Below are 25,007 nucleotides of genomic sequence, written 5' to 3'. Positions count from 1 at the left end.
AATACCCACATAATAGATATTGCCTTCATTTTTCACCTTTTTCAACAGTTTCCTTCTTCAACTAAACTGCTTCGTTAGTTCAACAAGAAAAAAGAGTTGCCTAAGCAACTCATGAATTAATAATTATTCCTTTTTTGGGGGAGTCGCTTTTCTTACCAACCTTCCCCCATCATAAAATTTTCCACATTCTCTCAATATATTAGTAGCCTCGGTCGCGGATGGTATTTTGCCATTTGCAGAAAATGTTAGATAATACGTTTTTGTATTTCTTCTGTGGACTACCCATGCAAAGAATTTCATTGCAAATCCATGTGCGCTCTTATTTCGGAATTGGGACATCACTTTTCCATCCCAAACAGTCATGGTTTGCCCATTTCCTCTGCCCCTTTTCAGTTCCCCGCTTAATTCTGCGTAAATGAGCCCTGATGATTTCTTCATTTGATTCATGATCATCAATGTTAACACTTGATTGACAAAAAGCTGAAATAAATTCAGTCCTTCCCCTCTCGTAAGAGATAAAAATGTTGTTTGTGGAAGTCGCTCCGGAATCTTCCCTAATACGAATTTGCCGTTTCCTTCGCTCCCCTTCTTTATAGTCCACTTTTTTTCCTTCATGCTATCCCCCCAAATACTAATGTCTTACATCATTAGTATTCTCTTCATGTATGATACATACTTTTTTATGGAGTTATGAAAAACACATAGTAGTCCGAATGTGCAACAAAAAAAGCCAACCAAAAGTTGACTTAACTTGTTAAACGAATGCACCCGTTAGTTTAATAACTTTTTTAGTTGGAACTTAAATAATTGTGAACTAAATTCACTCGTTCTCTTACCGTATAGTCTCCTTCTATTCTCAATATTGGGCAAACCAAGTCCGACATCCAATGTTCGTGTAACATTTTACTTCTAACTTCCATTCCTGCTTCATCATATAAAGAAGCCCACTCCAAAAAAGCCTTTGATTGGTCTTGTTTACTACCACCAGCTAATATTTCATTCCCATACCTTTGAAATTCCCTTGTTGCAATCTCTCAAGTCTTACATTTTGGGGAATCCACAAAAATATAACGAAGTCAAAATAGCTTTTAAATTCATCACCCCAACCACATATTGCCCCCGAAAGAACACAGTTTTGATTTATTGATAAATCATGTTTTAGCTTTTCTCTTCTTTTAGGTAAAGGTCTTTGTTCTGTAAACTTAGTTATCCAAAAATAGTCGTCTGTATCAAGATGAGTATAAGAAAGTTCCTCTGATAACACAGTGCCGAGTGTCGAAGTTCCTGAGCCGGCAGCACCAAATATATGTATATTTTTAATTGGAATCCCCTCCCAAAATATCCATTTCTATTATTTTGATTATACAGACAAAACTCATCTTTAGTAAAATTCCCTTCTTCAACTAACCTGCTCCGTTAATGTAATTACCTTTATGAAAGACACTATAAAATTCATGATTTAATTTCTTCTATATCTATACCACTGGCTGGTTTATTGGTAAAAGCGAACCAAAATTTATCCTGTGGACTAATTTGTACCAGTTTTGCATATTCCCCACGAACTGATATCCCTTTAATATCATCATTATTATTAACAACAGCGGTAATATAAAATGGAAGCCCCATTTCTGCTGTTGCTATGTAACCGCCATCTTTAAGATCAATAGAACCTGTACCAGTTATCCATTCCCAATCACCTTGTTTATCTCTTATAAAGCCTATATTTAAACTTTGATCTTTTTCGTAAAAAACAATTACCACATCTTCCTTAACTTCAAAATGCCAAACTGAATCAAAGTCATTATTATGCTCAACCATTATTTCTTTAAACCGATTTTCTAAGGATACGGTTTCTCGTACTGAACAGGCAGAAAGACCAAATAATAACAAAACCAATAATATTATATTTTTCTTATTCAAGTTCCTTCCTCCCTTTAACTAGCTTATACATGTTAAGTTAATAGTTTCAATTTATATATGTATTCATTAACTGCCTAGTTCAATATCTGAAGTAAACTGTTACGAACTGCAAACCATCTCTTTGTACTGTTATATTAATATGTTATAGTCTTCCTAAAAGGAGGAGTATTTTTGAAAAAGGTGATTGGATTAAGTTTTATTCTATTTGCTGGTATCACATTATACGGATGTTCAGGTATAATAGAAAATTCTTTAGATTCAAGTGATAGAGTTGCTTATGAAATTGCTACTAAACAAGAAACTGGTAACGGAAGTATTGAATTATTAACACCGACGATTACAACAAAAGATAATCAATTAGAATTTATCACTGAGGGAATTGATGAAAATAAAGTGACCTTTATTTTTGTTGCCAATAAAAAAGTATTTGAACAAAAAATAAAAAATGATGAAACCTACAAACTTGACATTATGGGTATCAAAGATGCTCATAGGACGGACTACAAGCCAAAAGTTCAACTTATGCAAACTATAGATGATACTGAAAGTGGAGATATAGTAATCTTTAAACAAGTTCGATATACAGTCAAGAAAGAGTAGTTTTATAGTTGTTTAATTTCAATTTAATGAACAAAAATAACCCCACATACTATATTATTGAACTAACCTGCCTCGTTAGTTCAAGAAGAAAATAGAGCCCTCAAGCCACCCGTTAGATATCTAACCAACATTCAGCAAAAGTGGTAATTAATAATGAAATTATTACTCCGAAGACTTACATGGCTACATGTGAGTTATATACCTTTTTGAATTTCATAAAACTTATGATTCTCCATAACCCAACATACACAAACAGAGAAATAATAGATAAAGCATTTAAAGTCAAAGCATCAATGCCTGGAAATAAGTAATCAGCTAATCGTCGGATAACAAATACTGAAATTAAAGCAAACACAAAACCAATGCTCTTTTTCGCATATATTTTTCCATCCTCTCGAATCTCGTAACCAGTTGTATAAATCAATGGAAGAGATAAAATAGTGCCAAATATCACTGAAACGACAATTTCTATTGAAGTCATGTGAACAGATGGTTGTATCACCACAGAAAAGGCAGGTGACATATAGAGCAGCGGCAGCAAAATTCGCAAGCCAGAACCTTTAATTGGGCGTACCATAGCTCTTGTTCGCCTCCAAAGTATCAATCCAAAAATAACAAGTAAAATTGCGTACATTCCATATTGCATGTTTATTGTCCACTCCATCTCTTATACTTCAATTGTAATCGAACATCTAAATTGACAATTTCGAATAAATGGCAAATTTATAGAAATTAATAGAACTTAAAGGAAGTTTTACTTTCACACAACCATCAGCTAAATTTTCCTTCGATTTGATTTTTGATCGCATATTTAAATATTCAATGAACAGGGTTTGTAGTTGTTTATCATGTTCAACTAAACTGCCTCTTTAGTTAAACATTAACAGCTAAGTTGAAACCAACCTGTTTCGCTTGGGAAATCTTCTCGTGATAGGACTTGCCCGGTAATTAATTGACGATATGAAGTAATCGTACCATCGTGGGAAATGACGTAGACCCTTTCTTTATTTAGATGTCTACATTTCAATATAAAAATCCGTGCTAATTCTTCAAATACTTGATCAAGCATGGTATTTATACCATCGTTCCACAATTCCGCCGAAGATTCCAGATCCAATTCAAAGGTTGGATAGTCTTTTTTGATTTTTTTTAAGGTGAGGATTTTATCACAGGGTAATGTCTTTTTGTTAGGGAGAATCGGAAACATTCGTGGAGATATTAATGGGCTTACAATCTTACGACAATTTACATTTTCACTAAAGATGGCTGCTGTTTCCAAAGTTCTACTTACTGGGCTAATGAAAATGACATCATCTTCAACTAAAGGAAATTGGGCTTTTAATTTTCTTGCTTGTTCAATACCTAAAGCAGTTAAAGACGGATCATTATGCTGTAGGCTCCTGGGCAAATCCAATGTATGCTCCCCTTGCCCGTGTCGAATCATTATCAAATCCATTCCATCACCACCTATATAGTTTTCTTTCTACCCTTATAATTCTATGATGTTTTAATTTTATATTAACACATATCTATCTATTTCGAAATTTCATAGTCAAATTGAGATACAACAAAAAAGGACACCCATTCAAATGTGAATTGTGTCCCAGAACCCCTTATTATTTATGAATACACCCTATAATTATTCCGGCCATTTTCTTTCGCCTCATACAAAGCCGAATCTGCATTCGCTAATAATTCATCCATGCTATCTCCATCTTTCGGAAATACAGCAATCCCGATACTGGATGTCGTATTGAATTCATGTTCGCCAATTTCCCAGTTTTCCCTTAAAGAAGTTACTATTCGCTCAGCTGTAGCGATTGCATTTTTATCGCTTTCAATATGAGGCAGAAGGACAAGAAATTCATCCCCGCCTTGGCGGGCAAATATGTCGTCCTTTCGAAGAACCCCGCTGACCCTATTTGCAAACTGTTTCAGAAGCACATCACCAATGGAATGGCCAAGATGGTCATTCACCCATTTAAACTTATCGATATCCATATATAATAAGGCACATTTTGAATTGTTCAGTTTAGCCTCTTCCAATACCTCGCTCATTTTCTCATGAAATAATCTACGATTGGACAATCCGGTCAACTCGTCATGAAAAGCCATCGATTTCAACTTTTCACGTAAACTTCGTCTTTCTTCAATTTCACGTGAGACAATTAAAAGATAACCTTTTCCTTTTTCTTCATAGTATGTGCCTTTTGATTCTACCCAAATCCATTCCTTTGTTCGATGTCTATATCGAAACTCCAAATCGCAATTCTGTTTCGAGATGAATAATTCCCTTGCCTGCTTTTGAACAATTGGATAGTCTTCTGGATGAATTTTATATGAAACTGGTTTCCCTAAATAATCTTCTGGCGAAAATCCCAAAGCGGGATATGTTGAATGTGATGCATAGGTGATTATTCCCTCTTCATTTACAACAGTTACCAAATCGGTCATATGTTCAGTGATTAAACGGTACTTCTCTTCGCTATTTCTTAACGCTTCTTCGATAACTTTTTTCTCCGTAATATCCCTGAAAATCACATGTACCGCCGGCTTATTTTCATATTCAATCCCTAAAAAAATCGATTCTGTTATGAATGATGATCCATCTTTACCCAACATTTTCTGTTCGACGGTTTGTTCAGGAATCGGCAATTTCAATTCAGATCGTTGAATCATATCCGCGATGAATTTCATAGAATCAAAAGGAATTAAATTCAATACATGCATTCCAAGAAGCTCAGTTGGTTCATGATATCCAAACGTCTTTACAGCAGCTTTATTAATATAGCGAATAATCCCTTCGCTTAAAACAAAACTCGGTTCAGGAGAAGCATTTAGCAATTCCTTATATTTATTCTTACTTTCAATGAGATTCTTTTCCATCCTCTCTCGCTCGGAAATATCCTGCGATATTCCAGAATACCCTACTAAATTGCCCTCTTCATCGTAAAGAGATGAAATTGTTATACTGACCGGAATTAAAGTACCATCCTTCTTTGAACAATTTAGTTCCATTCCTTTAATAAAATGATCATTCGATAACCTTTCCTGTTCATGCAGGATCATGTCATGCCGTTCTACAAGAAAATCACTCATCGGTTTGCCTATAACTTCTTCAGCCTTCCAGCCAAACATCTCTTCGAATGCCTTATTGACCTGTATAATATTCCCATTTAGGTCAACCACATCAATCGCATCGACTATCGAAGAATAGAGCGTTCGTAGTTTTTCTGAAGTTTCTTGCAGAGTAGCTTTTGTTTCTACAAGTTCAGTCACATCTTTTGTAATCATTAACACATTGACTAATTTTCCATGTTCTTCAATAGGAATCGTCTTAACTTCAAGATGAATCGTGCGCCCCGATTTATCACAGGTGGCTATTTTAAAAGAGCAATACGCACCGTCCAACACGTTACAATCCTTTTCTAACTCTACTATAGACGGCAAGATTTCCCTATAGTTTCTCCCTTTCATTTCTGAAGTTGAGTAGCCAAACACATTCATAATAGCCCAGTTCGCTGAAACTATATTTCCAAAGTGATCTAAAATAAAAATAGGATCCTGGTTATTAACGATCAATGACGTATATACATTGCTTGGAACGTTTTTCAAACTATTTTCCACTACCATCCCTCTCCCTATATCGCTTTCTATAACTATACTTTTTACCCGTATTAAAAAGCTAAAAACCAGTGGGTTTTCAGCTCTGTTAACAAAACTATTCTATTTAAATAATCCTTTTTGGAACTCAACAACTAACTCGCCATTTTTATCCATAAATGCCTTCACATTAAAAGCAGTTTCTGTAAATTGATAGGAGAACTTACCAATTTTCAATACAACACCTTCCATCGCTCTTCTAATTCGGATGGTTTGATCTTCAGATACTGAAAGGAGAGTTAATGACGAATTAAGTGATCCAGCCACCCCGACCGAAATACCCTTCTCGGCCACTATTTTACCGCCTCTGAATTTGTTATTTATCTGTACATGTCCACCGGACTGTATATTTGTATTGATACAGCCATGGTCCGTCACAAAAACATCACCATTGCAGAAAATATTACAATTCATCGCTTTCGGGATTTTAATAAACGACTCTTCGGAAATAGACTTCATACTTTCCTCAATGCTCTGTTTCATGTCACTAAGCAATTCCTCGAGAGTTTCAAGATAATCTGGAACGACGATTAACGATAGAAAACAACGTTCTAACGAAAGGCAAATCTTTAACCATTCACCATTCAATAAGGTATCTTCTCTGTCCGTGATCAAAGCACTAAGTTCTAAAATTTGGTTAGGAAAGTACTCAAACTTACTTTGGATTATTGAATGCGTAATGGCTTGTATATTATTTCCGTGGAGATTATTTTTAAATTCCGATGAGTTCATGACAATAGAAAGCAGCGCTTTTATTTGTTCGGTTGTTGAAATGATGTTAGTGACCTGGTTAATAATGTCTTCTTCAAAAAAATCATTTTCTGCAGCAGTTATTGTAGAAGAGTTACAGTTGCTATTCGTAATCACACTACCGGTCGTTGTGATGATTGCATTATTAATTGCTTTATGAATTAGAATATCACCAAAAGCCTCGACTACCATATTGTCTGTTACTTCACCAACCACTTCCACATCGCCTTTAAATCTTATATTGCCCGATGACAAATCCACGTTTCCTTGATGGGTTAACTTCCGAATGATTGCAGCCCTAACGAGTTGCCCTGTTTGTTCTATTAACGGTCTTCCACATTTCGTTGCAATAATTTTATCCCCTTCTATGGCAACCCCATTACCTAAATGAGTTACTATTGGGAAAGTTTTATCACATGGGATTGGCTCATTTCGAACTGTAAAGCCTTCCTCTCCATTTGTAGGTGGGTGGATGATCGCAAGGACATCATCTATTTCTACGACTGGAATCGATTTTATTTCCCTAAAATTGACACGGCCATCCTCATTCACTTTAAGAACCTTTTCGATTTTAGTTTTGACGAGAGTTTTTAGCCATCCATTTTCACCGTTCTTTGCCGGGCTTCCATTTGCAATCACAAATATTTTAGGTTGGGATTCGGTTGTTTGTGTCGCTTTTTCCATTTCATCGTGGTTTAATCCTATATTGACACCTAACAATTCCATTTCCTGAATAATATCCGAGATTTCCAATGTGTTTTGAATTTCTTTAGTTTCAACAACCATAGGAACAAGATGCTGAGCAGGTTCTGAATCTATAACTTTATATGTCAATCGATATCCCGGTTTCACAGTTATCCTTGCTTCCAACATATCGGTGGACAATGAAGCTTTCCACTGTGTCTCTCGGACTATGATTTCAGACTCAAGCACGTAATCATCATCATCAGATAATACAACTGTTCTATTTGTTGCTTTTTTTCCATTAATAAGCAATGTGAAATTTTGTGGGATTGTAAGTTTAGTCTGTTTTCCTTCAACCGGTTTACAGTATATTTTACCGTCTTTAATCCAAGCTTTTCCTTCCTTTGTATCAACGGGTTTTTCGTTAAATTTAGGTGGAAACTCCTGTAAACTTAAAAGGTCATTTAAAAAATCGGGATTGTTTGAATCTCCCTTTTTTTCTTTCATTGTCAATCTGACAACCGCCTTTTCGGAAATAAACAATTTATTTTTTCTATGTTGTATAACCTCTATATGAACATTGTTTTTAGTACTATTTAGTTTAGCGAGTCCTGATTGAATAGCTTCATCAATGTTATTCCCTTTTGTGATTACAAAATGCATGTTTCTACACCCCTATAACACTTTTTATCCTAAACTCCTATACTTTCCAGATTCAATATAGTGAACTTTTTCAATAAATGTATGACTATCCACCGGTTTGCTAAATAAATATCCTTGTCCAATCAGGCATTTATGCTCTTTAAGGAACTGATAATGTTCCGAAGTCTCAATTCCTTCGGCAACCACTTCCAAATTCAGATCAGATGCAAGGTGAATAATTGTTTTAACAATAGCCTGGTCAATTGGGTTTTGAATCAGGTCTTTAATGAATGATTGATCAATCTTTAATACATCCACGGGAAAATTCTTAAGATGGGCTAAATTACTATACCCAGTTCCAAAATCATCGACACTGATCTTTAACCCAAGTGATTTTAAACGTTTGAGTGTACTAATCGTAGCAGGAACGTTCGCCGTCATACTTTCCGTAATTTCAAGTTCTAAATAATGCGCAGAAAGAAGGGTATCGTTTAAGACCCCTTTCACAGTAGAAACTAATTCATCACTAGTAAATTGTTGCATCGAGAGATTTACTGACATAATTATTGGAGTATATCCATTTTCCTGCCATTTCTTATTCTGTTGGCAGGCAGTACGAATTACCCAATTACCAATCGAAGTTATTTCACCAAGCTCCTCAGCAATAGGAATGATATCATTAGGATAAATAAGACCCAATTTCGGATGTTCCCACCGCACAAGGGCTTCTACTCCAATAACCTTGTTAGTTACGAGGTCTACCTTAGGCTGGTAATGCAATCGTAATTCTTCCCTCTCAATCGCCTTTGGTAGATCAGTGTATAGTTTTGTTTTTCTCTTAGTTGTATCGACTAAATGCCAGTGTGTTTTTTCAGAAATATTATCTTTCATTTATACACACCTGTCCTTTTTTAATTTCAGAATACTATTCTTACTATTATTATCAGGTATCATACAAATTTCGACAATCACACATAGTTCCTATTATCCTCCTAAAGGGGTCATTAGACATAGGAACGCAGTACTAATCAAGACTTTACTCATACCACTAAATCAAATTATCAAAACATTCTATCGGGAATTATTTATTACTACAATCATCATAAAATATAAAATAATTACTTTTTATTAATAAAAAAGTCAAGAGGTAATAAATCCCTCCTGACTTTCGGTATCATATATTTTTAATTCCACCAAATCCCATTTGATACATTTTTGCTATAGCCTGGGATCGGTCGACAACTCCTAATTTACTTAAAATATTTGTAACATGATTCTTCACTGTATGCTCACTGATGAATAAGGTGCCGCCAATTTCCTTATTACTAAGTCCTTTCATCATTTCACCTAAAACTTCTTCTTCCCTTTTCGACAATCCAAGGTTGACAGGTGCTGAAGGTTCATCAGTAAGGTCCTCAGTCAATTCAATCGTTTGATCACTCTGCTTTTGTCGTTTAATGAACGAGCTAAATGTTGTCTTAATTTCAGAATGAATAAGCTCTAAATCCCTCACGGATTCAATTGATTTATCATTCGTATAGTATGTCCAAACAGCGGCAACTGCTTCAATCAGGTGACTTCCGGAACTTTTTTTATCCAATACATTATAGAACTCCGTCATTCGCTCAATCAGTTCTTTATCTTTCAAAACGTTAGTCACAAGTTCACGGCCGCAAACGGAGAGTATAGCTATTTTATCGATAGCCGAAGTTTCTTCTATACCAATTTCCATAAAAAATTTGGAGGTTGTTATTTTAATTTGTTGGGCGCGATTATATTGTGTAGGCCTAAAGTGTAATAAAATCTCTTCAACCCAGTTCATGAAGAGCTCAGTACTATTTTGGCTTGTTCCATTATCATTTAGGTTATTAAAAAGGATAATACGCGACGCGCGTGCTAAATTCCATAAAATTCTATTATACTTCTCTATACTATTGGCTGATTTGTAACCAATTGAAAGAATACCATGAACAGCATCGTCTAAAATAAAAGGAAATTCTAATACATCAACGTTCCATGATGTCTTTTTCATTCTCCATTCATCTGCTTGTGTCTGGAAGTCGGTGTCCATCAGTTTCTTTGCGAGTTCATGACAATAATCGCGGATCTCCTCTTCGGACATCCCCCTTGTCAAGATTTCAATTTGATTGGGAGTGGAGTTGGTTTTATAAACGAAAGAAGAAAATTCGAAGTCTGTGAAATTCATACTAAGATCAATTAAAAGATACAGAGACTTTTTTATGTCCTTTGCAGACTGTAGGACCTTCAGAATATCCTCAAATAATTGAGATTCAACTTGTAAATCTTTATTATTCTTTTCCATCCTTGTTTTTAGTAAATAATTATTCATAAGTGATGCGCAAATCGTAAATTTATCGTATAAAAAATCATTATTCGTAATAACCTCACGTATGCTCCCACCAAATAGAAGGCCAATCACTTCATTCTTATCGAATAAAGGAAAACAGAATAGGCTAAAAACATGCATTTTATTTTTGGCGAATACTCGATTTCTTGCATCACTGGACATATTCTCTATAAAAAGATTTTCTTTGGTCGCGGCAGAGTAACCCATTAAACCCTCACCAGTTTCAAATTCATACCCTAATAGCATCGGATTATGGTCCCCAATAACTGTATCAATAGTAAACATATGTTTCGCTGTTTTAATGGCTAATCCCATAAAATCAATTTCTTCGAAAAACATTCCCGTGTCTAACAATGATTGAATCGATGCCGATCCATTATTTATGGAATTTAAATTAGTGGAAATAAGATTTGAAAAGTCTTTACGTGCCTTGTTTTCATCCAGCATTTTTGTAAAAGACGCGATTGCTTCTGTCATCGTTTTGATTTGATCAATTTTGTTCGATAACTCCTCATATGCCTTCGGATTTTCTTCCCATGGCATTACACGAATCGTATTAGCAATCATTTCATCCGTCTGGGGTTTGTCGATATATCCGGCAATAACGAAATAGATTGACCGATTTTCTTTCGTTTTAACGGGTGTAAAGATAATTTTTATTCCAGATGCCGCATCCAAGAGTAATGTGTCTTTGACGTTATCAAGCTTTCTAATGAAATTGACAAGGTCCTTTGGAACAATATATCTTTTAAATCGTTCTTTGGCCGCTTCATGTTCCCAAGAAATATCCGTCTGCAATTCCCCATGCTTATCAACAATCATTATAGTTAGACCAGTCAAATCAGCGAACGTATTTTGTAGGTTTTGCAGAAACAATTTATACTGTGTCTGCATATCCATAGTACCCCTCCCGTGAATACTCAATTTATTGTTTACAAAAAATTATATCAGTTTGACAATTTTATAGTTGGTTATATTTAAATAGTATCTTATCTAATATAGACCTGTTTTCCTGTATTCGTCAACGAACAATTAAATCCACTTTGATTTTTATCGCAAATAAAAAGTCGGGAATTTGAGAACAAATTAAATATTGTTTGATGGCTCGTGTGAAATCAATACCTGTAAAAATAACAGCAAAAAAATTGCCTCCTACGATAGGAGACAATTTTGAAAACGCATATGAAATTACATACCACCAGTTACAGGGATTGATTCACCTGTGATAGCAGCAGCACCTTCTGAAGCTAAGAACACAGCAGTTTTACCGATTTCAGATGGTTCAAGTAAACGCTTGATCCATTGTTTTCCTAAGATATGATGGGCTACTGCTTCTTCTTCAGTAGTACCGTCTTTTTCAGCTAAAATCGGAATTTGTTTTTCAATTAGTTCAGTACGAACTGGACCTGGCTCAATAGCGTTACAAGTGATACCGTTTGTCGCGTTTTCTAAAGCGACTACTTTCGTAAAACCAGTTTGTCCTGCTTTTGCAGCACAGTAAGCTGATTTGTAAGCATCAGGAATACGACCATGAGCAGATACGATGTTGATAATACGACCGAAATTTTGAGCTTGCATTGATTTTAATGAGTGTTTCGTCATTAAGAATGTACCTTTTAAGATAACATCGTTTAACAAATCCCACTTTTCTACTGGAAAATCTTCTGTTTGCGAGATGAACTGTAGACCAGCGTTGTTTACAACTATGTCTACAGATCCACGTTCAGCAATTACTGTATCGATTGCTGTTTTAACTGAAGTTTCGTCAGCTACGTTTACTTTGTAGCCTTTTGCATTGCCTAATTTTTCTGCTGCTGCGATAGCTGCTTCTTCATTTATGTCGAAGATGGCAACGAAGTCACCATTTGCAATAAATTCTTCTGCGATTGCATAACCGATACCTTGCGCAGCACCTGTGATTAATACTGTACGATTTGTTTTCATAATAAATATCCTCCATCTTTAAGTTATTTATTCACTGGGAAGAGACTCAAAACTTTCTCCCCAGTGTATTTGTTAATACAATGTAATACCCATTATTAATGCAACGATTAGTGCGAAAAAGATTGGCAATGTCATACTAATAAATGCATACTTAAAGGAATTTTTATGATTCAACCCCGCCAATGCGAACAATGATAAAACTGCTCCAGCATGTGGTAATCCAGTCAATACTGACGATGCAATTGCCGAAATTCGGTGCATCGCATCAGGATTCACTCCCATATCCAAATAAGACTGTGCAAATGCTTCCATCGCTATACCTAGTCCACCTGATGATGACCCTGTCATTGCTCCAAGTGAGGCTGAAGCAATTGTTAAACTAATTAATGGGTTTCCAGGAATCCCCAAAATGAAGTCTGAAATTAATTTGAACCCTGGTGCCATTGTAATAACAACACCAAAAGCAACTGCTGCTGCTGTAAAGAAAATAGGTGTAATAGAACCATTTGCTCCTAGACTAAGTGCTGTTTTATGTGAAGGTATGAACGGATGAAACAAGATTGCCGCTGCAAGAATACCCGCTCCTAGCCCGATTAATACGATATTATCCACTTTCATTGCACTACCAGCAAAAATAATGATGATTAGTACAAGAATTGGTAAGATACTTACCAAGAAAGAGGGAATATTTTCTTTTAAAGCAAGTGACTCTTCTTTTGCATCTTCGTAAGGGGCAAATGTATTACCAGCTGCAATGCTTTTTTTCATCGCATATCTCATATACATAATTCCCACAATGATTGCGACTAGTGATGCGACAATCCCCATCAACGGTGCTGCCGTTAGTGTCGTCCCTAAGTAATTCGTTGGGACAACGTTTTGAATGGATGGTGTGCCTGGCAACATCGTCATAGTGAATGTTCCAATACCTATAAATATTGGAATAACGACTAAATTCCATGCGATATTCAACTCTTTAAATAATGGTTTCGCTAATGGTATAACAACAAACAAGACGACAAACAAACTAATTCCGCCGAATGTTAAAATTGCACTAATTATTAAGATTGCAACCAATACAGAAAAAGGTTTTTTCGTTCCTGTTATGGATAATACTTTTTGTGCAATGGCTTGTGCTGCTCCACTTTTCTCAATATACTGTGCTAAAATTGCCCCTAATAAAAACACTCCAAAAAAACTGATTAAAAAACCAGATAAACCTGTCATAAATGAACTTTCATTTCCTATTAAAGAAGGAAAGAAATCCATTCCATTTGTAACAATTACAACTATTGCAGCAAGTGGTGCTATGAAAACGATGCTAAAACCTTTCATAGCTAGAATGACGATTAAAGCAATCGCAATTAGTATACCGATTGTACCCATATGCTGTTTTCTCCTTTTTAACTAATTTTTGTGCTGTTAAAAATCATATCCGATGGGGAAAGATTGTACTGGGTTCATCATGTATCACCCAGATGGATATATGTCAGCGCAGATGATAAGCCGAGGGCGACCAGCCTACTATTGGGGTTTTGTGGAATTCCCATAAAAAAACCAACATTTATTTGCGCATTCCCAGTATAGACCCAAAAACTTTATAATAAAAATAGATATATTTAATAACATTCATCAATCAAATTTATAAATGAGGTGATCGTATGGACTTTAGACAACTTCACTATTTTTCTCAAATCGTTAAACATGGCAGTTTTTCAAAAGCAGCTAAGCAACTTTTTGTTTCCCAGCCCACAATCAGTAATGTAGTAAAAGAACTTGAGAGTGAACTGGGTTCAAAACTTTTCAACCGTTCAACAAGAAAAATTGAATTGACTGACACTGGACGTCTTCTGTATCAGTACAGTGAGAACTTGTCCCGATCTTTGCTCCATTTCCAGGAGGAATTAAATGATATAAAAAGTGGAGTGAAAGGCCAAATAAAAATGGGGGTATTTACATCAGTAGGAACTGAAATCCTAACGGAAATCATGACGGAATTTTATCAACTATATCCTGAAATTAACATCACCTTCGTTGAAGATAGTGCAGCCAACTTAAAAGAATTCTTGTTTCAGGGAGAACTTGATTTAGTTGTAGTGAGTTTGCCCACGAACGAAGAATTTGAGACCATCCCTTTCTTAAAAGGGGACCTACGACTATTAGTTCATGAAAGACATCAACTTGCAAATAAGGAGAGCATAAAGTGGGATGAATTAAAAGAGGAAAAATACATCATGTTCCGTGAGGAATTCTCTGTTTACCAAATGATCATGTGGGAAGCCAAGAGGTTGGGCTTTCAACCTGAAATAATTTGCACGACTTCCCAATGGAAGTTCATTTTAGAACTTGTGTCATTTAATCTCGGGATTGCTATTCTACCGCAAAGTACACTAACTATAATTATGGTCAAACATAAAGGGATTAATGTATTACCACTTGTTGACCCTGAAGTAACTTGGGAAATAGGCATCGGCTGGAAAAAAGACAGCTACGTTTCACTTCCTACACAAAAATGGATCAGTTTTCTAAAGGAAAAATTGTTTCAAAAATCACAGTAATAAAGACATGCTATTTAAAGACAAAGCTTTAAATATATATACATTTCTATTATAGAACAGTCAAATTCGTCTACCATGTGTAAAGCCAATTAAACAATTGAAACAACAATTTGAAACAACAATAATGCCCCACGAAGATATATTCTCCATGAGGCAATTCAGAATTATATTCGACCAACAATATTCAAATTACGGTCCCTAAAAATGCGGAATAAATAAGAATGAACATGTTCAGGCCTGTAGCGGATGATTCCTGTTGCTGCGGCAAGCGTGGCTCCGATGACAATAACAAAACCATATGAAAGGGTAATTGGGAAAAAGTATAACCAAAAAACAAATAATGACCATAAACGCTTTGGTATCAACGTTTATGGTCACTTCTATAACTTCTACGTCCCAGGCAGGAATCGAACCTGCGACCTACAGCTTAGGAGGCTGCCGCTCTATCCCCTGAGCTACTGAGACAAAAATAAAGTACCTTTCTATTATAAAGAAATCGGCCTTAAAGGGCAATATAAATGTTTGAAACAGGTATGGATACTAGTAAAAGAACCATATTAAGTGCGAATGCACTCAGGAGGAATTCAAAAATGGAAATGGAAAGAAGTTCATCAACGGAAAGATTTCAACCGTTTACATCCGTTACAAACGGCATTGGACTTGAAATGGCACCTGATATATATTGCTTTACGGTTCAAATCGTCAATGTCGTATTTTACGGTATAGCTGGCAAAGGAAATGATTGGGTCCTCATTGATGCGGGAATGCCAAAATCTGCTTCGATGATTAAAAAGGAAGCAGAAAAACGGTTTGGAGAAGGCAACCCACCAAAGGCAATTATCTTAACGCATGCCCATTTTGACCATATCGGTGCATTGATTGATCTATTGGAAGTTTGGGATGTCCCTGTATATGCACATTCACTGGAACTTCCATATATAACTGGACAAAAAAACTATCCGAAACCTGACACATCAGTAGAGGGAGGAATGGTAGCTAAAATGTCGTTCATGTTCCCGAATGAAGCTATTGACATCGGGACAAAAGCGCATGCGCTATCGGATGATCATACGATTCCGTTTATGCCGGATTGGAAATGGATTCATACACCGGGTCACTCGGAAGGACATATTTCGATGTTCAGAAATGAAGACCATGCAATGATTGTTGGTGATGCATTTGTGACGGTAAAACAAGACGAGCTATACAAAGTATTCACTCAGGAAAAGGAAGTAAACGGACCCCCGCGATACTTAACCCCCGACTGGGAAACTTCAGAGCAATCCGTAAATATATTAAAAGCACTAAATCCCAAAATAGCAGTTACTGGGCATGGTGTGCCTGGAGAAGGACATTGGTTGGCGGATGGATTAGAAAAATTAGTCTCCGACTTTAATTCCATCGCAGTACCGGAATACGGGAAATTTGTAGATGATCAGCTACATTAATGAAAGTTAGGGTGGTAAATGATATGGACCATGTTGAAAAGGAAATTACGAAACGAAATCAAATCGCAAAAAGAAATGAAATGTACGAAGAAGTCGCCCATGAATTTGCATCCCTTGGAGAATATAGGAATGCAGTATTAAATGTCTATAAGAAAACAATGCAGAAACAAAACGAGAAAGATAAACCGACATTATGAAAGGGCGTCCAGCGAATTTCGCTGGATGCCCTTTCAGTCGTCATCTCCATATAATCGTTTATCTGTACTGGATTGCACGCCTACCCCGACACGTTTATTCAAAGTATTTTTCCAGCTGATTGCCAGCCATTCACAAGCCGCAAGCGCTGCCGCTTTTTCTTTGTTTTCCCTATCAACATGCATCACATGATTACAATTTTCAATTGTCCATTCAGGAGCCGGTCGATCCACTAATTTCGGCTTCTGCCCATCGGAGATGTATCCTTCTTTAAGAACGCGGAAATACCAACCGGTCTTCCCCGAATCTTGAATAAGTAACGAAAGATCCTTTCTTCTAAATCTACGCGCAGGTTTCCAGCAAGGTTGTCTTGGTTGCGAAACTTGAATAACGACTTCACCTATCTCATAAATATCGCCAATGCAAACTTCGTCTTCCAACATGTTCGCGAGTGTTAGGTTCTCACCCATTCCCCCTGCTTTCATTGCAGTCAAGTCAAATTCATCATGAAAATATCCATAATGTTCACTCGGATAAGCGAATATAGCTTTTTCTGGACCACCATGATTCTTTGTGTCTGCTTGGCCGTCACCATCCAAACCATTTTTTCCAACCCAAACGCGCCCGGTTACAGGTTTTTTAAAAATAGCACTTTCCCATTCTTTATCCATATAATTTGCGGCATTTTTATCGCCGACTGTTTGTGGCTTTCCAACGAATATTTCTTTAATGATCTTCTCCAAAAAATCCCTCTTTCTCTCCATAATGCCTTGCGAAGATAATAAGAAAACTTGCATTGCAATGAAAAGCAATGCAAGTATTATTAAAAGAATGGTAATGTTAATGCGATAATTATTATGATTATAACAACCAAAATAATTATTGGCAATACAACAACTAATATGGCCTTCCCTATAGAAAATCTATGAACTTCTGAAATTGCAGCAATTAGAGCGACTAACGACCAACCCCCAATTGTCAAATTGCCAAGCAATGAAATGAATAGCCAAGCAAAGTGTCCTAATGTAAAGTCATAGTCACTCATAAAATTGCCTTGCCCTAAAATGATTAGATCCGGAATCCATATTAGTCCGCCTAATACTAAGATGATTCCTGAAACCGCATAGGCAGATTTCGTTTGAGAAAAAGTCCCAGATCCCCTGAACATCCTTGAAATCATATGGTATAAACCAGATGCAACATATAAACCAAGGATTCCTAATAGTGGTCCTGCAATCAGCGAGACTAAAAGGATTGTACCTAAGCTCCATATATCGCCAAGATCATTGCTCATTGCTTGATCAAGAAAATGAACAAGTCCAGCCAGGACAGCAATCATAATAATAAAACTCTCGGGCTTATATTCACTAACATACTGCACAGTTTTTCTTGGATGAAGCCAAACAGATGTCCACGGATTTAGTTTCGGCTCTACATTTTTTTCGTCTTCAATATTCAGCATAATACCCCTCTCTCTATTTTTACTTCGTTTCTCTAACTAAGATACGTATAGATATTAACAAAGTTTCAAATAGTTTTAGAGAGTGTTAGCAAATGAGCGGTTCGCGGAATTAATGAGCGCTTTTACAAATAAACGAGCGGTTTCCAGGATAAACGAGCGCTTTTGTAAATTAACGAGCGGATATCAAGATAAACGAGCGGATAACGAAATAAACGAGCGGTTCCCAAGATAAACGAACGCCCGTGCAAATTAACGAGCGCCCACTAAAGATTTGAATTAATCTTCCAGTCCCTTCCCCATCCCTTTTAGGAAATCCAGACCATATTTCACTGCCCGATTAATATTTGGATCATTTAGAGCAGTCATCACTTTTAAGATGGATACTTTATCCCCATTCCCTTTGTATAATTCAGCCTCTTCAATCCCGTGTGCGATTGCTTTTTTCAAACTCTCGGTAACCTCCGGGTTTATCGATGTTAAGATCCCCGCTGTATTCATTAAATTATTGATTAAATTCGTCATCGGTTCACGGGATGCTTGATTCACAGCGATTCCCATTAGATCATCCTTCGCCTTTACCATTGCATTAATAGCATCAAGCACTCCCGCTTTATCCAGTTCCGCCGTAAGTTCTAGAATTTTATTCAAAGACTGCTGCTGTTCAGCAATTAAAGTTTGGAGTTCGTTCAATTTTTCTTGTTGCTGCTCTTCCTGCGTTAGTTGTTTTCTTTGAATGGATGTAATCGGTGCCGCCATTTTTGTCACCCTCTCTCCGGTTGATCTGTCAGATGCTCATAGCCGGGACGTTCCCATTTCCGTTCTACTTCGACACCATCTTGAGGGTACCGCTTTTTATTCCGATGATTATTGGCCGGCAACGGATTGTCGCCTTCCTTCCTCAATACTTCCATGCGCACTTTCGTTTGCTTGTAAGCTGGTGTATTCGTTCTCTGATCAACCGCTGGACCTGTTAGGAAGTTGATGGCCGATTCTTTTTTCACAGAGTTCATCGGTAAGAACAGCTCATTACCTTTTACGCGGTCCGTCACTAATACAGGTAATCTTAGTGCCCCGTGCGGAGATACGAGTCGGACGAGAGATCCGCTTAAGACTCCACGCTCTTTGGCAAGTTCAGGGGAGACTTCGACAAATATTTCTGGCACTTTCGACTGGATACCATCCGATTTATTCGTCAGATTCCCTTCATGGAAGTGTTCAAGTAATCGTCCGTTATTAATATGCAAGTCGAACTCCGCAGGATATTCAACAGGTTCCACCCAATCTGATAGTGCAAATCTTGCTTTACCATCAGGGAAATTGAAGCCATCCACATAAAGTAATGGTGTACTTGACCCGTCGAGACTTCCCCATAAAAAGCTATCCCAGTTTTCCATATTGCTGTAATCGGCTTGACCGAATAAAGGTGATAGACTTGCCATTTCCGCAAAGATTTCTCTTGGTCCTGCAAAGTTCCAATCTGCTCCCAACCTGGTTGCGATTTCCTGAACGATCCACCAATCTGCCTTTGAATCACCCAATTCCGGCAATGCTTTGTATAGACGCTGCACTCTTCTTTCCGTATTCGTGAATGTGCCATCTTTTTCTAAGGAAGGCACCGCTGGCAGAATGACATCGGCATACCTCGCAGTCCTTGAGAAGAAAATATCTTGGACGACTAAGAAGTCCAATTTCGATATTACATCATGGACATAGTTTGAATTCGAGTCTACTAACGCCATATCTTCCCCTACGATATACATCGCTTTCATAATGCCATCGTCAACGGCATGCAGCATTTGAATATTATCCATTCCTGGCTTGTCGTCAATTGCAACTCCATATGCTCGCTCGAATTTTGTGCGTGCTGCGTCATCCGTGACATGCTGATATCCAGGCAACCATCCTGGAAGAGTCCCCATATCGCATGCTCCTTGGACGTTGTTATGACCCCTAAGTGGATACGCACCAGCACCTGGTCTACGGTAATTGCCCGTCGCAAGAAGTAGATTTGAAATAGCTGCAGAAGTATCGGATCCACCTGTATTTTGGGTAACGCCCATCCCCCATAAAATACATGTTCCATCAGCATCACGGATCATTTCAGCCGTCTGGATCAACTTTTCTTTAGAAACGCCTGTTACATGTTGGGCGTATTCAAGTGTATATTTTTTCAACACTTCTTTAAAATCATCAAAATGATGGACATTTTCTTGGATGAATGCAGCGTCGTGCCACCCTTGGTCAATCATATATTTTGTAACTGCCATTAGCCACACTTGGTCTGTTCCTTGTTTCGGACTAATGAATATATCCGATCGTTCTGCCATTTCATGCTTACGCAAATCAGCTACGATCAACTTCTGACCATGCAACTTATGGGCACGTTTTACGCGTGTCGCTAAAACCGGATGGCCTTCTGCAGGATTCGCACCGATAATAATGACGAGTCCTGCTTTTGCAATATCCTTAATTGTACCTGCGTCTCCACCCATACCGACTGTCCTAAACAACCCGTCAGTTGCAGGTGACTGGCAGTAGCGAGAGCAGTTATCAACATTATTTGTCTTGAAAACTTGTCTAGCCAGTTTTTGAATTACATAATTTTCTTCGTTCGTTATTTTAGAAGATGAAATGACGCCGACACTGTCTTTGCCATGTTTTTTATGGATCGATCCCAGACGATCTGCAACAAGATCCAATGCCTCTTTCCACGTAGCTTCCACGAACGTTTCGCCTTTTCGAATAAGGGGTGTTGTCAATCGTTCTTCGCTATTGACGAAATCCCATCCGAATTTCCCTTTCACGCATGTTGAGATCGCATTAACTGGGGCATCGGAAACTGGTTGAATTTTCAGGATTTCGCGGTCCTTCGTCCATACTTCGAATGAACAGCCTACACCACAGAACGTACAAACTGTTTTCGTCTTTTTAGTCCTTGTATCACGCATCGCAGCTTCCGCGTCGGAAATCGCCATGATTCCGCTATAACCGGGCTCTACGTTTTTAACAAGATCAATCATCGGTGTCAAAATTTCCTCTTTTATGTCCGTCATAAATCCTGCTTCACCCAACATCGATTTTTCCATCAATGCATTACATGGGCAAACCGTTACGCAATGGCCGCAGCCGACACAAGAGGATTCATTAATCTTGGCGCCGCCATCCCAAAGGACTATCGGACGGTCTCGTTCCCAATCGATGCTTAGTGTTTCATTGACCTGCAGATTTTGACAGGCTTCCACACATTGTCCGCAAGCGATACATTGGTTTGGATCGTATCGATAAAACGGATGCGTGAAATCGACACTGTCTTTTGTGCATTTTGGCTCGTACGGATACTTCTGTTCCTCGATTCCCATCATATCGACAGTGTTATGTATTTTGCAGTTTCCGTTGTTGTTATCACAAACTGTGCAATATAACAGATGATTTTCAAGGATACGATCCATCGCTTCTGTTTGCGCTTCTTTGGCGCGTGTTGAAGATAGCTGCACATCCATCCCGTGTTCTGCTTTTGTTGAACAAGCGCGGACGAGGCGACCATTCACTTCTACGATGCACGTATCACATGTCTCAATCGGATCTACTTCAGGAAAGTAACAAATTTGCGGATGGTCGATTTTTAATTCATTGATCACTTGTAATACAGTCGTGCCTTCTGAGTACGGGTATGCTGTCCCATTAATTTTAATCGACAATGTAAGCGCCTCCTTTTTGTAATAAAAAAACCACCATAACCAAATAAACCTGCTGTAGAGGTGTCTTTGAATTATGGTGGAATAGTCTAATAGCAGGGCTTGCTAAATAACCAATCCAACTATAAAGTGAGATTATAATATCGATGCAGTCACATACGCCGATATCATACTTACTTAATAGTATAGATTATAACAAACTATTATACAATCGATTTTTCGGTAAATTGCAAGATAATTCACCATTGCATTAAAAAGGAGAGTTTGATAATGTCAAAAAAAATACATGACTTCAATGCCATCATCCGAAAACTAAGGAAAGATCTTTTCGGAAAAGGACCAGATAGAATACATACTATTTTCGTAGATAATATGGCGATTTCAACCCTATACGGTAATTTGACGCCTACTGAAAAGTTCATTGCTGGAAAATCCGATGGAAAAGAGATGGTACATTTGGCGAGAACGAAAATGATTCAAGAAGTGTATGATATAGCACCGCCAGATGGACTTGAAGAATTGGTAGGTGCGAAATTTGTTCATCTTTTTTCAGACATAAAATTGGAAGATGATATTGCGGTATCTGTATTCATGTTCGACAAACCTATTGATGAATGAGAAAGGAGAAAAAATATGAACCGGATTCATCAACGACCTATTTATCGATTTGCAAATGGTCGTTTTGAGCAAAAACAGGATGTGGTTGCAACCGAATACCCGATTACTGTGAAATTGAATGGCAAGGAGTTATTGACAATCGTTTGCACACCCGAATATATAGAGGATATGGTTGTCGGTTTTTTAGCATCCGAACGGATTATTGTAAACTATGACGATATCAAGGATATCCGATTGGAGGAAGAATTGGGGTTTATCTCGATTGAGTCAAACAAAACGTTTCCGTTTTTCGAACAGTTGCAAAATAAAAGGTATATTACATCTTGTTGCGGCATGAGTCGGCAAGGTTTCGTGTTTGCGAATGATGCGCTAACTGCAAAAAGAATGATTGAAAAGAATGTCCATTTAACCCCTGAAGAATGTATTTCATTGATGGAAAATATGGATACACAGGCAGACTTATTTCAACAAACTGGCGGTGTCCATATCGCAGCCCTGTGTGATAAGAATAACCTGATGTTAACCCGGATGGATATCGGCAGGCATAATGCCCTGGACAAAATATATGGGTATTGCTTAAGAAATAATATTTCTGTCAAAGACAAGGTCATCGTCTTTAGCGGACGAATTTCTTCGGAAATTTTACTCAAAGTATCCAAAATTGGTTGCGAAATCGTTCTGTCAAAATCAGCACCTACACATTTAGCGATCAATCTTGCTGATGAACTTGGAATTACCGCAGTAGGGTTCATCAGAGGACAATCTTTCAACGTCTACACACATCCCGAAAGGATAATTCACTGATTTCACTTTTTTCACATTAGACAAAATAGTAAGTGACAAACCCAAATGATGATGATAATATGACTAAAATGTGACAAAATATGGTTCTCTTATTCTTAATCGTGAAAAACTTTTCACTCTACCGTTTAAAAATAGGGGTTACAAACGAGAGATAATAGGGAGAAAAATTTTCTGTCATATTATATTATTATCAAAGGGAGATGTGAAAATTGAAAGTGAAATCGAAGAAAACAAAGAACAGATGGTTGATCGCCGCTTCTGCTGTCGGAATTCATATTTCGATTGGATCGGTATATGCGTGGAGCAATTTTACAAACCCGCTTATTGATCAATTCGGATGGACGACCAGCCAAGTACAACTGACGTTTAGCATAGCCATACTCTTTCTTGGTCTATCTGCTGCGTTTCTTGGACATTTTGTCGAAAAGCATGGACCTCGTAAAGCTGGAATGCTCGCTGCTATTTGTTTCGGAGTAGGCGTTATGGGTGCCGGATTTGCTGTAAGCGTTTCATCACTGACGCTACTGTATATCTTTTACGGGGTATTAGGTGGTATCGGATTGGGCGTCGGGTACATTGCACCAGTTTCAACACTTGTTAAATGGTTTCCTGACCGTCGAGGCTTGGCAACCGGTTTGGCAATTATGGGGTTCGGTTTTGCCGCTGCAATTAGCAGTCCGATAATGGAAATACTGATAACTTCAGTTGGACTGCAAAATACCTTCTTTATACTTGGGGCAAGTTACCTTCTAATTATGCTTCTTTCCTCACTTTATCTTGAAAAACCTGAAGAAGGATGGGCTCCTGCTGGGTTTTTGAAAAAGATCGAAGCTGGAAAAGTTGAAGCGAAAGTGGATCTTGCGCAACTGACGGCAAACGAGGCCGTCAAAACAAAACGTTTCTATTATTTATGGCTTATGCTTTTCATAAATGTCACTTGCGGAATCGCAATTTTGTCGGCAGCCAAACCGCTTGCAATTGAGAGTATCGGTATGACGACAGTGCAAGCTGCTGCTCTTGTAGGTGTCCTTGGTCTCTTTAATGGTGGCGGAAGACTAGCATGGGCTTCGATTTCGGATTATCTCGGGCGCAAACATACGTACACGGTGTTCTTCGTTATTCAAATAGCGTTGTTTGCCCTACTTCCATTTACAACAAACGCAATTATTTTCCAAGTAATGCTTGCCGTTATCTACACTTGCTATGGCGGTGGCTTCTCATGCATCCCTGCCTATATCGGCGACATTTTCGGCACAAAGCAGTTGGGAGCTATCCATGGATATATATTAACAGCATGGGCCGCAGCAGGTTTAGCAGGACCTATGTTTGCCGCTTGGATGAAGGATACTACGGGAAGTTATGAAGGCAGCCTTATTTTCTTTGCCGGACTTTTTGTAGTTGCATTAATCATCTCCATTTTAATCCAACTGGATATTAAAAAAGTGAGCGAACAAAATAATATTTTGCAAAAAGCAAATGTTGGAAGAACAGTAAAAAGCACATGATTTTTTGATTAAATTATAATAGAGGCGCCTTCTGTTCAAATTCGAACAGAAAGCGCCTCTTACCCTACTACTTTACTACTTTTAAGGAGTCCTGCTTATCAGTGAAAGCAATATAAATCAAATGGATTGAAAAACAAATGGCCATCGTCCT

The 25,007-nt window shown here is 37.6% G+C and carries 22 protein-coding genes, 1 tRNA gene and 1 pseudogene; 8 read left to right on the top strand and 16 right to left on the bottom strand.

Annotation, left to right across the window (positions count from 1 at the left end; all coding sequences use genetic code 11):
- Positions 1-123 precede the first annotated feature (123 nt).
- The 3 genes and pseudogenes from ACFPZG_RS13025 to ACFPZG_RS13015 all read right to left on the bottom strand — a co-directional run bounded on the left by ACFPZG_RS13025 (position 124) and on the right by ACFPZG_RS13015 (position 1,920).
- Positions 124-615 carry a hypothetical protein gene (locus ACFPZG_RS13025; protein ID WP_283732097.1) on the bottom strand — a complete coding sequence of 164 codons (492 nt, stop codon included), beginning with the start codon at positions 613-615 and terminating at the stop codon, positions 124-126.
- 173 nt (positions 616-788) lie between these two features.
- Positions 789-1,321 (bottom strand): annotated as a pseudogene (locus ACFPZG_RS13020) (ATP-binding protein).
- 131 nt (positions 1,322-1,452) lie between these two features.
- Complete coding sequence (locus ACFPZG_RS13015) at positions 1,453-1,920, bottom strand: hypothetical protein (protein ID WP_317940711.1); 468 nt, start codon at positions 1,918-1,920, stop codon at positions 1,453-1,455.
- Positions 1,921-2,091: 171 nt separating this feature from the next.
- On the opposite strand from ACFPZG_RS13015, the gene ACFPZG_RS13010 reads away from it, so the two are divergent.
- Positions 2,092-2,520, top strand: coding sequence for a hypothetical protein (locus tag ACFPZG_RS13010; RefSeq protein WP_283732099.1), 429 nt, complete (start codon positions 2,092-2,094; stop codon positions 2,518-2,520).
- Positions 2,521-2,695: 175 nt separating this feature from the next.
- Here ACFPZG_RS13010 and ACFPZG_RS13005 read toward each other — a convergent pair whose 3' ends face one another.
- The 8 genes from ACFPZG_RS13005 to ACFPZG_RS12970 form a co-directional block, all read right to left on the bottom strand.
- The gene (locus ACFPZG_RS13005; RefSeq protein WP_317940712.1) at positions 2,696-3,166 is read right to left on the bottom strand and encodes a CcdC protein domain-containing protein; all 471 of its coding nucleotides are present in this window, start codon (positions 3,164-3,166) and stop codon (positions 2,696-2,698) included.
- A 234-nt stretch (positions 3,167-3,400) separates the two neighbouring features.
- The gene (locus ACFPZG_RS13000; protein WP_317940713.1) at positions 3,401-3,976 is read right to left on the bottom strand and encodes a histidine phosphatase family protein; all 576 of its coding nucleotides are present in this window, start codon (positions 3,974-3,976) and stop codon (positions 3,401-3,403) included.
- A gap of 164 nt (positions 3,977-4,140) precedes the next feature.
- Positions 4,141-6,147, bottom strand: a complete 2,007-nt coding sequence (locus tag ACFPZG_RS12995) for a PAS domain S-box protein (RefSeq protein WP_283732102.1) — start codon at positions 6,145-6,147, stop codon at positions 4,141-4,143.
- A 99-nt stretch (positions 6,148-6,246) separates the two neighbouring features.
- Positions 6,247-8,280, bottom strand: a complete 2,034-nt coding sequence (locus ACFPZG_RS12990) for a FapA family protein (RefSeq protein WP_283732103.1) — start codon at positions 8,278-8,280, stop codon at positions 6,247-6,249.
- Positions 8,281-8,304: 24 nt separating this feature from the next.
- Positions 8,305-9,150, bottom strand: coding sequence for a putative bifunctional diguanylate cyclase/phosphodiesterase (locus tag ACFPZG_RS12985; RefSeq protein WP_283732104.1), 846 nt, complete (start codon positions 9,148-9,150; stop codon positions 8,305-8,307).
- 283 nt (positions 9,151-9,433) lie between these two features.
- Complete coding sequence (locus ACFPZG_RS12980; protein WP_317940714.1) at positions 9,434-11,527, bottom strand: LuxR C-terminal-related transcriptional regulator; 2,094 nt, start codon at positions 11,525-11,527, stop codon at positions 9,434-9,436.
- 288 nt (positions 11,528-11,815) lie between these two features.
- Positions 11,816-12,571 carry a 3-hydroxybutyrate dehydrogenase gene (locus ACFPZG_RS12975; RefSeq protein WP_283732106.1) on the bottom strand — a complete coding sequence of 252 codons (756 nt, stop codon included), beginning with the start codon at positions 12,569-12,571 and terminating at the stop codon, positions 11,816-11,818.
- Positions 12,572-12,643: 72 nt separating this feature from the next.
- Positions 12,644-13,957 carry a GntP family permease gene (locus ACFPZG_RS12970; RefSeq protein ID WP_283732107.1) on the bottom strand — a complete coding sequence of 438 codons (1,314 nt, stop codon included), beginning with the start codon at positions 13,955-13,957 and terminating at the stop codon, positions 12,644-12,646.
- Between the two features lie 52 nt (positions 13,958-14,009).
- On the opposite strand from ACFPZG_RS12970, the gene ACFPZG_RS12965 reads away from it, so the two are divergent.
- Together ACFPZG_RS12965 and ACFPZG_RS12960 are read left to right on the top strand one after the other, a co-directional pair.
- Positions 14,010-14,123 carry a lipocalin-like domain-containing protein gene (locus ACFPZG_RS12965; RefSeq protein WP_381427497.1) on the top strand — a complete coding sequence of 38 codons (114 nt, stop codon included), beginning with the start codon at positions 14,010-14,012 and terminating at the stop codon, positions 14,121-14,123.
- A 109-nt stretch (positions 14,124-14,232) separates the two neighbouring features.
- Complete coding sequence (locus tag ACFPZG_RS12960) at positions 14,233-15,129, top strand: LysR family transcriptional regulator (protein WP_317940715.1); 897 nt, start codon at positions 14,233-14,235, stop codon at positions 15,127-15,129.
- Positions 15,130-15,521: 392 nt separating this feature from the next.
- On the opposite strand, the gene ACFPZG_RS12955 is transcribed toward ACFPZG_RS12960, so the two are convergent.
- Positions 15,522-15,594 (bottom strand) — tRNA-Arg (locus tag ACFPZG_RS12955).
- A gap of 131 nt (positions 15,595-15,725) precedes the next feature.
- Between ACFPZG_RS12955 and ACFPZG_RS12950 the strand changes: the two genes are divergently transcribed.
- Positions 15,726-16,577 (top strand): MBL fold metallo-hydrolase, encoded by an 852-nt coding sequence (locus tag ACFPZG_RS12950; protein ID WP_381427516.1) that lies wholly within the window; start codon positions 15,726-15,728, stop codon positions 16,575-16,577.
- Between the two features lie 23 nt (positions 16,578-16,600).
- Entirely contained in the window at positions 16,601-16,774 is a 174-nt protein-coding gene (locus ACFPZG_RS12945; protein WP_283732110.1) for a hypothetical protein, read from the top strand.
- A 33-nt stretch (positions 16,775-16,807) separates the two neighbouring features.
- Here the strand turns inward: ACFPZG_RS12945 and ACFPZG_RS12940 are convergent, their stop codons facing one another.
- The 4 genes from ACFPZG_RS12940 to fdhF form a co-directional block, all read right to left on the bottom strand.
- Positions 16,808-17,515 carry an MOSC domain-containing protein gene (locus ACFPZG_RS12940; RefSeq protein WP_317940716.1) on the bottom strand — a complete coding sequence of 236 codons (708 nt, stop codon included), beginning with the start codon at positions 17,513-17,515 and terminating at the stop codon, positions 16,808-16,810.
- A gap of 80 nt (positions 17,516-17,595) precedes the next feature.
- Complete coding sequence (locus ACFPZG_RS12935; RefSeq protein ID WP_283732111.1) at positions 17,596-18,234, bottom strand: Yip1 family protein; 639 nt, start codon at positions 18,232-18,234, stop codon at positions 17,596-17,598.
- A gap of 276 nt (positions 18,235-18,510) precedes the next feature.
- The gene (locus ACFPZG_RS12930) at positions 18,511-18,990 is read right to left on the bottom strand and encodes a DUF1641 domain-containing protein (RefSeq protein ID WP_283732112.1); all 480 of its coding nucleotides are present in this window, start codon (positions 18,988-18,990) and stop codon (positions 18,511-18,513) included.
- A 5-nt stretch (positions 18,991-18,995) separates the two neighbouring features.
- Positions 18,996-21,926: a formate dehydrogenase subunit alpha gene (fdhF, locus tag ACFPZG_RS12925; protein ID WP_381427513.1), complete on the bottom strand. Its 2,931-nt coding sequence runs from the start codon at positions 21,924-21,926 to the stop codon at positions 18,996-18,998.
- A gap of 273 nt (positions 21,927-22,199) precedes the next feature.
- Between fdhF and ACFPZG_RS12920 the strand changes: the two genes are divergently transcribed.
- The 3 genes from ACFPZG_RS12920 to ACFPZG_RS12910 all read left to right on the top strand — a co-directional run bounded on the left by ACFPZG_RS12920 (position 22,200) and on the right by ACFPZG_RS12910 (position 24,856).
- The gene (locus ACFPZG_RS12920) at positions 22,200-22,547 is read left to right on the top strand and encodes a DUF2294 domain-containing protein (RefSeq protein ID WP_283732113.1); all 348 of its coding nucleotides are present in this window, start codon (positions 22,200-22,202) and stop codon (positions 22,545-22,547) included.
- A 15-nt stretch (positions 22,548-22,562) separates the two neighbouring features.
- Positions 22,563-23,351, top strand: a complete 789-nt coding sequence (gene fdhD, locus ACFPZG_RS12915) for a formate dehydrogenase accessory sulfurtransferase FdhD (RefSeq protein ID WP_317940717.1) — start codon at positions 22,563-22,565, stop codon at positions 23,349-23,351.
- Positions 23,352-23,566: 215 nt separating this feature from the next.
- Complete coding sequence (locus ACFPZG_RS12910) at positions 23,567-24,856, top strand: L-lactate MFS transporter (protein WP_317940782.1); 1,290 nt, start codon at positions 23,567-23,569, stop codon at positions 24,854-24,856.
- The last annotated feature ends 151 nt before the right edge of the window (positions 24,857-25,007 follow it).

It is taken from the genome of Sporosarcina thermotolerans (assembly GCF_042658975.1).
In the GTDB taxonomy this organism is placed as follows: domain Bacteria; phylum Bacillota; class Bacilli; order Bacillales_A; family Planococcaceae; genus Sporosarcina; species Sporosarcina thermotolerans.
This window is presented reverse-complemented; position numbering and strand designations above follow the sequence as displayed.

Excerpts from the sequence above, each read along its gene's own strand:
- ACFPZG_RS12960 (WP_317940715.1), top strand. The coding sequence starts at position 14,233 with ATGGACTTTAGACAACTTCACTATTTTTCTCAAATCGTTAAACATGGC.
- ACFPZG_RS12975 (WP_283732106.1), bottom strand. The coding sequence starts at position 12,571 with ATGAAAACAAATCGTACAGTATTAATCACAGGTGCTGCGCAAGGTATC.
- ACFPZG_RS12930 (WP_283732112.1), bottom strand. The coding sequence starts at position 18,990 with ATGGCGGCACCGATTACATCCATTCAAAGAAAACAACTAACGCAGGAA.
- ACFPZG_RS12970 (WP_283732107.1), bottom strand. The coding sequence starts at position 13,957 with ATGGGTACAATCGGTATACTAATTGCGATTGCTTTAATCGTCATTCTA.
- ACFPZG_RS13005 (WP_317940712.1), bottom strand. The coding sequence starts at position 3,166 with ATGCAATATGGAATGTACGCAATTTTACTTGTTATTTTTGGATTGATA.
- ACFPZG_RS12965 (WP_381427497.1), top strand. The coding sequence starts at position 14,010 with ATGGGGAAAGATTGTACTGGGTTCATCATGTATCACCCAGATGGATAT.
- ACFPZG_RS12945 (WP_283732110.1), top strand. The coding sequence starts at position 16,601 with ATGGACCATGTTGAAAAGGAAATTACGAAACGAAATCAAATCGCAAAA.
- ACFPZG_RS12980 (WP_317940714.1), bottom strand. The coding sequence starts at position 11,527 with ATGGATATGCAGACACAGTATAAATTGTTTCTGCAAAACCTACAAAAT.
- ACFPZG_RS12990 (WP_283732103.1), bottom strand. The coding sequence starts at position 8,280 with ATGCATTTTGTAATCACAAAAGGGAATAACATTGATGAAGCTATTCAA.
- ACFPZG_RS12950 (WP_381427516.1), top strand. The coding sequence starts at position 15,726 with ATGGAAAGAAGTTCATCAACGGAAAGATTTCAACCGTTTACATCCGTT.
- fdhD (WP_317940717.1), top strand. The coding sequence starts at position 22,563 with ATGAACCGGATTCATCAACGACCTATTTATCGATTTGCAAATGGTCGT.
- ACFPZG_RS12985 (WP_283732104.1), bottom strand. The coding sequence starts at position 9,150 with ATGAAAGATAATATTTCTGAAAAAACACACTGGCATTTAGTCGATACA.
- ACFPZG_RS12920 (WP_283732113.1), top strand. The coding sequence starts at position 22,200 with ATGTCAAAAAAAATACATGACTTCAATGCCATCATCCGAAAACTAAGG.
- ACFPZG_RS13025 (WP_283732097.1), bottom strand. The coding sequence starts at position 615 with ATGAAGGAAAAAAAGTGGACTATAAAGAAGGGGAGCGAAGGAAACGGC.
- ACFPZG_RS13000 (WP_317940713.1), bottom strand. The coding sequence starts at position 3,976 with ATGGATTTGATAATGATTCGACACGGGCAAGGGGAGCATACATTGGAT.
- ACFPZG_RS12935 (WP_283732111.1), bottom strand. The coding sequence starts at position 18,234 with ATGCTGAATATTGAAGACGAAAAAAATGTAGAGCCGAAACTAAATCCG.